Origin of the sequence: Paracidovorax wautersii, from assembly GCF_900113035.1 — a bacterium.
GTDB lineage: Bacteria > Pseudomonadota > Gammaproteobacteria > Burkholderiales > Burkholderiaceae_C > Paracidovorax > Paracidovorax wautersii.
Genome location: NZ_FONX01000004.1, coordinates 145,667 through 159,438, shown reverse-complemented (window position 1 = coordinate 159,438; position 13,772 = coordinate 145,667). Strand labels below are relative to the sequence as shown.

Annotated in this window: 12 protein-coding genes; all 12 read left to right on the top strand. The window is 46.7% G+C overall.

Annotated features, from left to right (window positions below):
* Window positions 1-4 precede the first annotated feature (4 nt).
* The 12 genes from BM070_RS07700 to BM070_RS07655 all read left to right on the top strand — a co-directional run bounded on the left by BM070_RS07700 (window position 5) and on the right by BM070_RS07655 (window position 13,762).
* Window positions 5-1,201, top strand: a complete 1,197-nt coding sequence (locus tag BM070_RS07700; RefSeq protein WP_092939081.1) for a Wzz/FepE/Etk N-terminal domain-containing protein — start codon at window positions 5-7, stop codon at window positions 1,199-1,201.
* 165 nt (window positions 1,202-1,366) lie between these two features.
* Window positions 1,367-2,314, top strand: coding sequence for a WxcM-like domain-containing protein (locus BM070_RS07695; RefSeq protein WP_092939080.1), 948 nt, complete (start codon window positions 1,367-1,369; stop codon window positions 2,312-2,314).
* Complete coding sequence (locus BM070_RS07690; RefSeq protein WP_175518455.1) at window positions 2,314-3,417, top strand: DegT/DnrJ/EryC1/StrS family aminotransferase; 1,104 nt, start codon at window positions 2,314-2,316, stop codon at window positions 3,415-3,417. Before BM070_RS07695 ends, BM070_RS07690 begins: the two co-directional genes overlap by 1 nt.
* Before the next feature lie 69 nt (window positions 3,418-3,486).
* A complete protein-coding gene (locus tag BM070_RS24150; RefSeq protein ID WP_139222780.1) occupies window positions 3,487-4,722 on the top strand; it encodes a glycosyltransferase family protein in 1,236 nt (411 codons plus the stop codon).
* Window positions 4,704-5,576, top strand: coding sequence for a DUF4422 domain-containing protein (locus BM070_RS07685; RefSeq protein ID WP_092939078.1), 873 nt, complete (start codon window positions 4,704-4,706; stop codon window positions 5,574-5,576). The genes BM070_RS24150 and BM070_RS07685 overlap by 19 nt, the downstream gene beginning before the upstream one ends.
* A gap of 49 nt (window positions 5,577-5,625) precedes the next feature.
* Window positions 5,626-6,858, top strand: coding sequence for a lipopolysaccharide biosynthesis protein (locus BM070_RS24145; RefSeq protein WP_175518454.1), 1,233 nt, complete (start codon window positions 5,626-5,628; stop codon window positions 6,856-6,858).
* 3 nt (window positions 6,859-6,861) lie between these two features.
* Complete coding sequence (locus tag BM070_RS07680; RefSeq protein WP_175518453.1) at window positions 6,862-8,040, top strand: EpsG family protein; 1,179 nt, start codon at window positions 6,862-6,864, stop codon at window positions 8,038-8,040.
* A complete protein-coding gene (locus BM070_RS07675; RefSeq protein ID WP_092939076.1) occupies window positions 8,037-9,146 on the top strand; it encodes a glycosyltransferase in 1,110 nt (369 codons plus the stop codon). The genes BM070_RS07680 and BM070_RS07675 overlap by 4 nt, the downstream gene beginning before the upstream one ends.
* An 83-nt stretch (window positions 9,147-9,229) precedes the next feature.
* Window positions 9,230-10,264: a polysaccharide biosynthesis protein gene (locus BM070_RS07670; RefSeq protein WP_092939075.1), complete on the top strand. Its 1,035-nt coding sequence runs from the start codon at window positions 9,230-9,232 to the stop codon at window positions 10,262-10,264.
* A gap of 3 nt (window positions 10,265-10,267) precedes the next feature.
* A complete protein-coding gene (wbjC, locus tag BM070_RS07665; RefSeq protein WP_092939074.1) occupies window positions 10,268-11,380 on the top strand; it encodes a UDP-2-acetamido-2,6-beta-L-arabino-hexul-4-ose reductase in 1,113 nt (370 codons plus the stop codon).
* Window positions 11,381-11,385: 5 nt separating this feature from the next.
* Entirely contained in the window at window positions 11,386-12,519 is a 1,134-nt protein-coding gene (locus BM070_RS07660) for a UDP-N-acetyl glucosamine 2-epimerase (protein WP_092939239.1), read from the top strand.
* A gap of 4 nt (window positions 12,520-12,523) precedes the next feature.
* Complete coding sequence (locus tag BM070_RS07655) at window positions 12,524-13,762, top strand: glycosyltransferase family 4 protein (RefSeq protein ID WP_092939073.1); 1,239 nt, start codon at window positions 12,524-12,526, stop codon at window positions 13,760-13,762.
* Window positions 13,763-13,772 lie beyond the last annotated feature (10 nt).

Below are 13,772 nucleotides of genomic sequence, written 5' to 3'. Positions count from 1 at the left end.
GAATATGAACCCCGACTCCCAAAACGATCCATCCAATAAAGCAACCATCAGCAACGAAGATAAAAACGGGATTAGTTTCCTAGACCTACTCATTCTAGTCGCCGAAAATTTGCGACTTCTTATTTTAACGCCCATCGCCGCAGGGCTACTGACGCTGACAATTACTTATCTTATTCAACCCACCTATACAGCGGAGGCAAGATTTTTACCACCTCAGCAACAGCAAGGTATGGCGGCCAACATGCTGCAATCACTTGGCGCAATTGGTGGGTTAGCTGGCGCTGCGTCCGGCTTAAAAAATCCAGCCGATCTATACATTGCCTTCCTCAAATCCACTACGGTAGAGGACGCGCTTATAGATCGGTTCAAACTGCTAAATCGGTATGACCAAAAATACCGGCAGGACGCGCGCAAAGTACTAGAAAACTACAGCCGAATTAGTGGAGGTAAGGATGGTCTAATTACGATAGCGGTTGAGGACAAAGACCCCCAGGTTGCTGCCTCTATAGCGAATACATATATTGAAGAGCTCGGCCATCTCCTCAATCGACTTGCAGTTACCGAAGCACAGCAAAGGCGTGCATTCTTTGAAAAACAAATGGCTGAAACAGAAAATCGGCTCACTTCAGCCCAACAGGCTTTGGCAGCTAGCGGGGTGAGCCTCAGTGCACTAAATACAAATCCCATAATTGCACTTGAAGGTCCTGCCAGACTGCGAGCCCAAATTACCGCACTAGAAATCCGACTTGCCTCCACGAAAAGTTACTTAACCAACAACACACCTGAAGTTAGGCAGATCCAAATAGAACTTGAAGCATTGCGAAGTGAACTAACGAAATCAGAAAAGGAACAACCAACAACTGTGGACAGCAACAGCTATATCGCCAAGTTCCGCGAGTTCAAATACCAAGAAACGTTATTTGAGTTATTCTCCAAGCAATTCGAAATAGCCAAAATCGATGAAAGCAAAGAAGGAGCAATAATTCAAATCGTGGATTCAGCGACCCCCCCAGAACGCAAATCCAAGCCAAGAAGAGGAATTATTGCAATTGCCACATCAGTCGCAACGGGGCTAATTCTACTGACCTTAATACTCGCTCATCACACACTAAAGCAAACTATTGCAAGCGGGGATCGATTGGCCATTAGAAAAATCTCAAAACTCAAGTCAACAATCAGAGGGATTATTAACCGCCATTAACCCCCTTCACCCCTCAAATATTTAGCACCGGCCGACAAACTAGCTGACATCCGCACAAAATGCTCGTAAAAACAAAAAAATGCATAATGCTGATAATAATTTTCGCGTGAACCCAGCACCCCGAATCCGGTCATTTATCTCTAAAAAAAGCCAGGTCCACTTTTGATGAACACCAATCAAATCCATCCACTCAGCGATGTGCAATCAACCAACATCGGTGCAGGTACACGTGTATGGCAATATTGTGTAGTACTTGCCGGAGCCAGAATTGGTGATGATTGCAATGTTTGTGCAAATGTTCTGGTAGAAAATGATGTGATTGTGGGCGACCGCGTGACTATCAAAAGTGGCGTGCAGCTTTGGGACGGAGTACGCATCGCTGACGATGTTTTTATCGGGCCGAATGCGACCTTTGCAAATGACCTCTTTCCAAGGAGCCGTTGTCGCCCCGAAAAATTTCTTAGCACTGAGATTGGCCGAGGTGCGAGCATCGGTGCAAATGCCACGATTTTGCCGGGTATTAAAGTCGGCTCCAACGCTATGATCGGGGCTGGCGCAGTAGTCACCAAGGATGTCCCACCTAATGCAGTATTAGCGGGAAACCCCGCGGTAATTATCGGCTACTCAAATAACAGGCGCGAATTACCGCAGCCAGTGGCTGCAAAATCTATCTCTCCGTCTGTCGGGGTCGAAGACCTGGAAATTGGAGGCTGTCATTTATACACATTACCGCTGGCGACTGACATTCGGGGCAGCCTGTCTGTAGCGGAGACCGATAAACATGTGCCCTTTAAAGTCAAGAGATCCTTCTGGGTCTTCAACGTACCCAGCAAGGAAGTGCGAGGGGAGCACGCACATAAGACACTTCACCAGTACTTGATCTGTGTGAAAGGATCGATTGCGGTTGTGGTCGACGATGGTGTAAAAAGTCGAGAAATTATCCTAAACCAACCAAATTTAGGCCTGCATATACCGCCAAGAGTTTGGGGCGTGCAATATAAATACACTACTGACGCCGTCCTTTTAGTACTGGCATCAGATATTTATGATTCCACTGACTACATCCGCGATTACGCGAATTTTCAGGAATTTGTTTTGCATGGAGATTTTTGATGATTCCATTTTTGGACTTAAAATCCATAAATTTTCGCCAGCGTGAGGATTTGGCAGCAGCGCTGGAGAGGGTTCTCGAATCCGGATGGTGGATACTTGGGAATGAAACAAAGGCCTTTGAAGATGAATTTGCCGCTTATTGCAATGTATCTCACTGCATAGGAGTCGGAAATGGCCTTGAAGCGATGCATTTAGTGCTGCGTGCATGGGGAATTGGTGAGGGTGATGAGGTTCTGGTTCCTTCAAATACCTATATTGCAACTTGGCTCGCAGTAAGTGAAACAGGCGCACGCCCGATTCCTGTTGAGCCTGATCCAGCAACATGCAACATCGATCCAGGCCGGATCGAAGACGCAATTACACCGCGAACCAGAGCAATAATTCCAGTACACCTTTATGGTCAAGCTGCAGCGATGGATCAAATCACGGAAATTGCAGCGCGCCACCGGCTGAAGGTGCTTGAAGACTGCGCCCAAGCTCACGGTGCGACTTTCAATGGTCAAAAAGTAGGATCTCTGGGCGACGCTGCTGCATTCAGTTTTTATCCGGGAAAGAATCTGGGTGCATTGGGAGACGGGGGTGCGGTAACCACGTCTGACCCAGAACTCGCATTACGCCTGCGATCACTGCGAAATTATGGATCCCATCGCAAGTATCATAATGAGATTAAAGGCTACAACTCTCGCCTAGACGAACTCCAAAGCGCATTTCTCCGGACAAAGCTTCCCTTACTGGATAATGATAATGCGCATCGCTCGAGGCTAGCTAACATTTACCTGAAAAGGCTAAATGATACCAAGTTGGTTCTTCCTTTTGTGGAAAAAAATGCTACCTCTGCTTGGCATGTGTTTGTCGTACGTCACAAGTCACGGGACAGACTGCAGGAAAAGCTAGCAGCTGAAAAAGTTGGAACAATGATTCATTACCCTGTTCCGCCACACCTGCAGCCAGCGTACGCAGATCTGCAAATGCCTTTGGGGTCTCTGCCTTTGAGTGAAAAAATTCACAAGGAAGTATTGAGCCTGCCTATTGGACCGACTCTAGAGGAAGACGAGGTCCATCAAGTATGCGATAAGCTCCATAGAATACTCGGCGAAATCTGAATTATGGATTCTCGGCCCATTGTCGTTTTAATCAATCTCAACGCTTATTTAGGTGGCGGGGAGACCCTCATGGTCCGCTTTGCAAATTATCTTGAGCAATGTGGAACTCGCTTCATTTGCGTATGTTCTGAAAATGGATATGCACACAAAGATCTGCAAAGGCACAAGATACCTGCATCCTCAATATTGCCTATCAGTTGTGCACCTGATTATTATTACAAAACTAAAGCCAAAAGGAAAAAACTGGTCGAAATTATTGCGACCGCAGTTGGCCATCACCCCGCCCGATTAGTGACCTTTTGTATGCGCGACTTATTTACGGCTACTGCGCTTGCGGCCAAATTGCCCGTCGCATCAATTACCCATCTAATTTTGCATATCCAGGACGACTTATATGCAGGACAAACCCTTGCGGAAAAATTAATTTACAGATTGACAGGAAAACTAAGCTTTGGAAATTCAAAGCTAATTTGTTTTAATCGTTCGCTGCTGACTATGCTCAACAAAAACGATGGGCTAATTTGCATGGCTGATCTCATTGCTCACAACTGGCAGCGAAATTTTGGCATATCAATCCCTAGCGATCATATAGTTCCATTACCATCTTTCGTCCCGCCGGCCGAAGGCAGGAAGGCAAAGGAGACTGACAAGAGGATCTTGTGGATTGGGCGTTTGGTCGACTTTAAAATACCCGCTTTGCTTGCGCTAATCGATTTTCTAGCACATGCAGACGGCTATAAAGCGACCATCGTTGGGGGAGGCGATCGCTCGCACATCTTGGCACGCATGAAAGAATGTAGAGTGGCGACAGATCGAGTGGATTTTATAGGGGAAGTATCATACGACGGCTTGGAGGATGTGATACGAACGCATTCCATAGGATATGCCATGGGGACATCGCTGATCGAATTGGCACGATTCAAGATTCCGGTGATAGTTGCGTTAGCCAGTTATACCCATAATCCATATCAACGCCCAATCTGCGGCGGTTTATTTTTCAATCAACCTCGCGGTTGTGATGGCTCCGAACTGGCTGGCCGGCGGGAAAGCGAAATCGTCACAGAGATAAGTGATGCGGTCGCATTGATAGAGGCCGATTGGAGCAAAACTGCAAACGCATGTTACGAATATGCACGCGAAAATTACTCAGCCGATAAGAACTTTTCAAAATATAGAATAATTATTGAGCAATCCAAATATTTTTCTGCTGCGCAAAAAACCGTCTATGTACCTAAAGCGCCACTGAGCAGAAGAATGATTTTTTCATTGGTAAATTGGTGGCAAAAATGCATTCGACATCACTAAAAATCTTAGTTTGCCATTATCGCGATATATATTTCCGCACCAACAATCCGGTGTACCTCGAAATTCAATGCGGAAAAGACTCCACCGGCCTTGATCTACCAATGCAAGGAGATAATACAAAAACCAATATTAGCTCTCGCAATCGTTATTGGTCAGAAATAACCGGCTTGTACTGGGCATGGAAAAACCTACCGCACACTGATTATGTTGGCCTCTGCAGCTATCGACGGTTTTTCAATTTCACACAATCGCCTAGTGCTCCTGTTAATCTAATTGAGCGCAGTGAGGCAAGCCAAATTGAGAATATCGATTTATCAATAGTTGTAAAAATTCTTGAGGATTATGACATTATAGTCCCACAGGCCTACACCTACGCTTACAGCATTCGCCGAGTCTGCAGCATGAATTATGTTGACTACGACTTTGATATGCTTGAAAAGTCGATTCACGAAATCTCACCCGACTACGATGCCGCCTATCAAAAGGTGCTCTACGGCAGCAATACCATGATTGGGCACAATATGTTTATACTGCCATGGGATCGGTTTCAAGAATTTTGCTCTTGGGTTTTTAGAATTTTGTTTCGAATGGAGGAGCAGCTAGATCCATCAGATTACCCAGTGAATCAAGTGCGGGTATTTGGCTATATGCATGAAATCCTCCTTGGAGTTTATATAGAACATCATCGCTTAAAGCAATATCACTCCCAAATTACTTGGATAAGTGAAAAACAGGGAAAATTCAAATTCAATAGTGTATTTTACCGAATAGCAGCCAGTGCGTACTATTATATTAGTCGCCTTTTCCTCGGCAGGCAATACCAGCACGTATTGAATCGACCGCCCGTCCGATAATAGTAAAGCCTTGACTTATATAAATTTGATTCTGCGACATGCGGCCCAATTGGCTAAAAATTTTGGCAAAGCAACTCGCTCCGTTCGACTGTTCCATGTATTGAAGCTTGCCAGTTCAGTTTGCACCCAACTCGCTTCGCTTTATCTGGTATATGTGCTTACACCCGCCGAATATGGACATTTTTCCTTGATCGTATCGGTTGCGCAGTTAATGTATGTATTGACCAGCGGCTGGAGTAATGGGGCTATATTGAATTTGGGATCTCGCAGCTTTGCACAAACAGGCTCCTACAAAAAAATTGTTTATTACCGCCTCGTCATTGTCGCACTGTCTTTTTTTCTAGTAAGTGCTTTTTTTGGAATGGCTCGTCCTACAATCGAAGATTACATGAAGATCGGAGGATTATATTCATACATGCTTATCCTCTTTGTTGGTTATGTTCTTTACGATTTTGCAGCTCAGTTACTTTACCCAGGAAATCACGACACGCTGCAAGCCTCCCTTGAGCTTGCCACTACGTTGACTCTTGTGGGCATAGTCGCCGTGCTGGTACATGATCTGCGAAGCTACGTCACTACATATGCGGCAGCATCCGGAATTTTTGCCAGCGTAGCATGCGCAATCTTTTTATTTTTTTATCACAAAGAGCCTTTCCATTGGAATAATGACGATTTTTTAAAAGTTTTAAATTACTCAGGCTGGCAGATAGTGGGCGTTCTGGGGATCTATCTGGTAAATATGGGAAGCAACTATCTTCTTGTCTTTGCTCACGTATCTTTTGAACAAATTGGATTATATGGATTCGCCTATAGAATATATTCCGGCTTCGCCCCATTTTTTGCCCTTTTCGGCATTCTAGTTCCCAAATGGATTAATGCATCAAGCGCTGGCATATTTACGATAGAGAAAAAGCTAATAAAAATCATTAGCATTTTGGCGGTCTTATATATGACAATGGGAATTTTGCTTGCAGCAATTCTACCGGCTTTAGGCATGGATCGCTATTCGGCATCCATTAAATATTTCTTCCTGCTTTTTCCTGCTTTTTTGCTCACGAGTTACGTCAATCTCATGAATACCGTCATGGCAAACACCTCTCGCTTTCGCCGAGCGCAGATAGGTGTTTTTCTGCAATGTGGATTGTTGATGTTTTTGGGATTCCCTTTAGTTCTGGCATTTGGGGTTACTGGAATTATTGCGGCAATTAGCTTTGCATGTGCTGGTGGAGCTATCTATTTCAGACTACTTTATCGGCAGGTTATAGTTGCAGGACAAGGTTGAATTGTGCTCTACCTCACCATAGCAGCTTATTTGGCTATTCTCAGCTTTCATTACGATTTTGGGAAAACTTCTACGTCGAACCTTAAAGGATTACATCGCGGACTAGCCTTACTTTTTTTGATACTATTAAGTGGGCTGAGGTATAGACTTGCACCTGATACTGTGGCTTATATGGCCCAATTCAAAAACGATGTTTTGCCCCTGAGTGATATGTCCGTTGAGCGTTTTTCAATAGAACGCTATCAACCTCTGTGGGTGCTAATTAATTCAACCTGCAAAATATTTGATAGCTTCGTAATGCTTCAAATCACAGTAGCATGGATATTCAATGGTTGCGTTTTTTATTTCTTCAGAAGGGCAACGACTCGTTTTTTCACGGCAATACTATTATTCTATCTGACGTGCTTCTTCTATTTTAATATGGAGATTATGCGGGAATCCATGGCGGTAGCCATGTTTCTCGTTGCGATCATCAAATACAATGATCGACGGTTTTTTGGATTTTATTCATGGCTAGCTGCTGCAGCTCTTTTTCACAAGTTTGCTTTATTATTATTAATAACACCATTCATATTAACAAGGCGCATCCCCACTTGGTTGAAAGTACTGGCATCACTAAGCTTGATAATATGGCTTGGTGGCTTGCAGAACCCACTCAGCTATATCGAATCCTTTGGCGGGGCTTTAGCTGATCTCGATCTTAAATTTTATGAGGTTGACAGCGAACTATCGCTTTTAGGATTAATTTATAACCTGCTCAGAATAATTCCGGTTATTCTCGTAATGTTGTGGTATCGGAATCGCCCTTTGCCGAGCGCTCTCTTGCGCAGAGAGGTTATCTTTCCATTATGCTGGGCTTTTGTCCTGATAATAATTGTACGAATTCTAAGTATTCCGTTTTTGGACCGCGTGTCCAATTATTTTGTTTTTTTCGTACTCTGTATACTTGTATCGGCACTAGGCGATATTGTGGAAAGGCAGCCGCTAACTGCCTTTCGCGTTCCCATCGTAACCAGTGCCAGTGTTATCGGTTTGCTTTTCTACGTTTTACCGCTAATGGCACCAGACCCCAAGCTGGGAGATATTCCATCCTATAGGCGATATTTTCCATATTATTCAGTTTTTTCAATGCAAACTGACTCCGACCGTGAGCATGTAATTTCTATTGAGGCCAAGGAATGAGCGCAGCTCGCAAAAAAACTATTGCATTTATATATCATGGGAGCTCCGGGGTGCCGGGCGGATATTCTGCCAAATTTATAGATGGATTAGCCAATTATGCTCAAGTGCATGCTTTTGTGAACTGTGGTTACATATACAAGCACGAGAACTCGGCCATTAGAATTCACAAGATTTTTTTTCCCATCACCGACGATCTAATGACGCGCAAGACGTTATTGAGGCGCGTCATTCGTTTTTTTGAGTTTTTTGCAGGTTACATAATTACCGCATTTTGGCTCGCTGCAATTCGAGCTGATCAAGTAATTTACAGCCCCATTACAAATTTCATCATTACACGCAGATTTGTCACTACGGCAAAAAAAATCAGCAAAAAGCTTGCAATTGTGGTTCACGATTCACAAAGCCACTACGAGATTGCCGAAAAAAATCGAGATGCTATTTACCTGATGGCTGATACGCTGATTGTTCACAATCAGCATTCGCTTGATGCATTGCGAAGTCGTCTGCCTGTGACGGGTTATGCGCTATCGGTGCCTTTTCCTTGGTCGTTACAACAGCTGCCGGTTCGCTATGCTGCAGGACGCGCTAATGTCTTGTTAATAGGCCATGTAAGACCGAGCAAGGGTATCGATTTTCTACTCGAAGCGTTCCCCCAATACCGGTCGGCTGGCGGTGTTTTAGAACTTGCTGTTACCGGCTCAATGCCTTTTGAAGCTTCTCGGCGTATTGAAAAGGTTGCCGATCGTGTCATCGACACTACCCTAGATGACCAAGATTTTCTTGATGAGATAGCTAGCTCTAGATTTCTCATTCTTCCATATAAGCCAGGCTATGCCAACAGCAGTGTTCATTACTGTGCAGCAATTCATTGCGCGACCCCATTCATATGCTCCAACATAAAGCTCTTCGACTCTTTCGAAAATGGTATTGATTGTATAAAGTTCGAATATGGAGACATTCCCTCATTCATCTCAGCATTGTTAATGGCGGAAAAGTTGGACGAATCGGCTCGGCGCGAAATGTCAGACAACGCGCTAAAAAAAATCCGTCAAGACATGAAAGGTTTTGATGCGAAAATCGGCAAACTCCTAGTGGATAGAGGTTGAACACGTTCATGCACAAAAAATATTCAATATGTGAATTTTTTGCAATTTGCCCATGCATTTATTAATTTAATCAGGATCGCTAAATGTTTAATAATAAAAAACTTTTGATCACCGGGGGAACTGGCTCGTTTGGCAACGCCGTTTTGCGTGGCTTCTTGGATTCGGATATCAGCGAAATCCGCATCTTTAGTCGAGACGAAAAAAAGCAGGACGACATGCGAAAGCACTATAAAAGCTCCAAACTGAAATTCTACATTGGAGATGTTCGTGAGCCACGCGCTTTGGCAGACGCCATGCGCCATGTCGATTTTGTGTTCCATGCAGCAGCCCTCAAACAGGTTCCTTCCTGTGAGTTCCACCCGATGGAAGCAGTTCGCACCAATGTTTATGGTACCGATAATGTGCTAACCACTGCGATCGATGCTGGTGTGAAACGTGTCGTATGCCTCAGCACAGACAAGGCTGTTTACCCAATCAATGCCATGGGCATCTCGAAGGCGATGATGGAAAAAGTGATGGTTGCTAAATCACGCAACCTCGAAGGTACAGATACGACTATTTGCGGCACCCGCTACGGTAACGTCATGGCATCGCGCGGGTCCGTGATCCCGCTGTTCGTGAATCAAGTCCTCAAAGGTGAGGCAATTACGGTGACGGACCCCGCCATGACCCGTTTTATGATGACGCTGGACGACGCCGTTGAACTAGTGCTCTACGCCTTCAAAAACGGCAGTAATGGAGATATCTTTGTGCAAAAGGCGCCAGCAGCCACCGTAGAGGTTTTAACCAAGGCACTGTTGAGTCTAATGAATAAGCCAGACCATGAGGTGCGTAAAATCGGTACGCGCCATGGTGAAAAATTGTATGAAGCGCTGCTTAGCCGCGAGGAAATGGCCTCGGCCGAAGACATGGGCGGCTACTATCGCGTACCTGCCGACGGCCGCGACCTCAACTACTCCAAGTTCGTAGAGCAGGGTGAGGAGAAGATCAGCCATGCCGAGGACTACAACTCCCACAACACAAATCGTCTGGATGTTGAGGGCATGAAGCAATTGCTGCTTAAGCTGAATTTTATGCAGCGCATCGCGAGCGGTGAATACCCATTGGGGGAGGACTAATCAGTGGCCAATATCGCCGTCACCGGAGCCAATGGGTTTATCGGCACGAACTTCAGCCTGCGCGCCCGTGAACAAGGACATACAGTGCTGCCCATCCTGCGCTCCAGCAGTGAAGCCGACCGCGTCGCGGCGCTGGCTTGCGCCGACATCGTGTTCCACCTTGCTGGCGTGAACCGCCCCAAAACCGAAAACGAGTTTACCGCCGGTAATAAAGACGCCACTCTTGCCCTATGCGACGCATTGCGTAAGTCCGGTCGACCTCTTCCCTTGGTACTGGCTTCATCCACACAGGCGGCGCTGGACAACGCATATGGGCTCAGCAAAAAAGCGGCCGAGGATGCCGTTCTGGACTACGGCCGCGCCACTGGCGCGCCAGTACATGTATTCCGCCTGCCTAACGTATTCGGCAAGTGGTGCCGGCCGCAATACAATTCTGCCGTTGCTACCTTTTGCTACAACATCACGCGTAAAATTCCGATTCAGATCAACGATACAGCAGCCGCCTTGCGCTTAGTCTATGTGGACGATGTGGTCGATAGCTTCCTGTCCATCGTGGATGAACCAACTGCAGGAGGCGGTCAGGCCCAGATTGCCCCGCTCTACGAGACTACAGTGGGCGAACTCGTCGATACGTTGCGCAGTTTCGCCGAAATGCGTGAATCCATGGTCGTACCCGCGGTGGGTACAGGCTTTTTGCGCGCATTGTACTCCACTTATATCAGCTACCTACCAGCGGAGGATTTTGTCTATACAGTTTCACGCCACGACGATCCCCGCGGTACCTTCGTAGAGATGCTCAAAACGCGGGAAAGCGGTCAGTTCTCCTACTTCACTGCTCGCCCCGGCATAACCCGTGGCGGTCATTACCACCACACTAAAACTGAAAAGTTTCTTGTAATCAAGGGTACAGCACGCTTCGGCTTCCGACAAGTCGCCACCGGCGAGACCTATGAACTAGTCACTCGCGGTGGTGAGGCACAGATCGTCGAAACCGTGCCCGGCTGGACACATGACATCACAAATATCGGCCAAGACGAAATGATTGTAATGTTATGGGCCAACGAAATATTTGATCATGAGAGGCCAGACACCATCGCGATGAAAGTGAATCCATGACCACCATCAAAAAACTAAAGGTATTGACCGTAGTAGGCACTCGGCCCGAAATCATCCGCTTGTCCCGCGTCATGGCTCGCCTAGATGAAAATTGCGATCATGTGCTGATTCATACTGGTCAAAACTACGATTATGAGCTCAATCAAGTATTCTTCGACGATCTAGGGGTACGTAAGCCAGATCACTTTCTCGGTACTGCGGGCGCAAATGCCGCACAAACCATCGGAAACCTGATCTCAGCGGTGGATGCTGTGCTTGATCGGGAGAAGCCTGAAGCCATGCTCGTTTTGGGCGATACCAACAGTTGTCTTTCGGTTATTCCAGCCAAGCGTCGCAAAATCCCCATATTCCATATGGAAGCTGGAAATCGCTGTTTTGATCAGCGCGTTCCGGAGGAAACAAACCGTCGCATTGTAGATCACACATCCGACATCAACCTCACCTACAGCAGTATCGCTCGCGAATATTTGCTCCGAGAAGGACTTCCGCCAGACATGGTGATAAAGACCGGCAGTCCGATGTACGAAGTGCTGACCCATTATCGAATGCGCATCGATGCATCCAATATTTTAACGCGCTTAGGCTTGGAGCGCCGCAAGTTCTTTGTGGTTAGCACCCATCGCGAGGAAAATATAGAGTCCGAAATCAATTTCGGCAAACTGGTTAATATTCTCAATACTATTGCAGAAGATAGCGGCCTCCCAGTTATAGTTTCTACTCATCCACGCACGATGAAGCGAGTTGAAGCCACAGGAGCTAGCTTTCATTCTGGTGTTCGCTTGCTCAAGCCCCTAGGTTTTCACGACTATGTACATTTACAGCTATCTGCTAAAGCCACATTGTCGGACAGCGGTACTATTAACGAGGAATCCTCCATCCTCAATTTCCCGGCACTTAATCTGCGCGAGGCGCATGAGCGCCCTGAAGGAATGGAAGAGGCTGCAGTGATGATGGTGGGGCTGAATGTAGAACGTGTCTGCCAAGGCTTGGCCGTTCTGGCATCTCAACCTAGCGCTGACACGCGTCTTTTGCGACAAGTCAGCGACTACAGCATGCCGAATGTATCTGATAAGGTGTTACGCATCATTCTTAGCTACACCGACTATGTAAATCGCGTTGTCTGGCGCAAATACGACTGAATACATGCGGCTCTTGGTCATCAGCCAGTATTTCTGGCCTGAAAATTTCCGCGTCAATGAGTTGGTAACGGAACTCGTCAAGCGCGGCCATGAAGTGACCGTGCTCACCGGGTATCCAAACTATCCTGAGGGAGTGATATTTCTTGAATTTAAAGCACATCCTGAGAATTTTTCACTATTCGCGGGTGCTCAGGTACTGCGCGTCCCCATGGCGCCGCGGGGTAAAGGCGCTATTCGGCTCATGCTCAATTATCTCAGCTTCGCGGTGTCTGCAGCCATCTGTGGCTCTTGGAAGTTAAGAGGTCAGCAGTTCGATGCTATATTTTCTTTTGAGCCTTCGCCCATCACAGCTGTACTGCCAGCCGTACTTTTACGGCGGCTGAAGATGAGTCCCCTGTTACTTTGGGTATTGGATCTTTGGCCAGAAACCTTGTCAGCGGTAGGCGTAGTTAGATCACAGCGGGTTCTGAGGTTGGTTGGGCACATGGTGTCTTTTATTTACCGCCGCTGCGACCGCATTTTGGTGCAATCTCGTGGCTTCGCTCATTCTGTCGAAAAATATGCGGGATCAGCCGGAGATCGCATCCGCTACTTTCCCGGGTGGACTGAAGGACTTTTCAGTGGTGCGCTGGATGCCGTCAAGCCAGCACCAGAACTGGAACCATATGCCGATGGATTCAACATCCTATTTGCAGGCAACATCGGAGAGGCTCAGGACTTTCCAGCCATTATCGATGCAGCAGAGCGGCTAAAACACCGCCAAGACATTCGCTGGTTGGTGGTGGGGGACGGGCGTGCTGCTGGATATGTATGCGATGAGGTCGCAAAGCGTGGCCTGCAGAATCGACTCATCATGTTGGGCCGTTTTCCACTTGAGCGCATGCCTTCATTCTTCAGCGGCGCTGATGCTTTATTGGTCAGTCTTAAATCTGATCCGATTTTTTCCTTGACTATCCCCGGAAAAGTTCAGAGTTACTTGGGCGTAGGCATCCCGCTTTTAGGAATGCTCGATGGCGAGGGCAGAAAGGTGATAGAAGAATCTGAAGGAGGCCTAGTGACGTGCGCTGGCGATGGTGCTGGACTGGCTGAAAACGTATTGCGCCTTTCGGAATTGACTGCGGATCAGCGAAGGGCTATGGGCGAGCGTGGGCGTGCCTATGGCAAACGTGAATTTGATCGCGATGTTTTGATCGATGCTCTGGAGCTTCATTTCCATGACGCGCTTCTCGACAACTCGCTGTAACGCGCGCTTT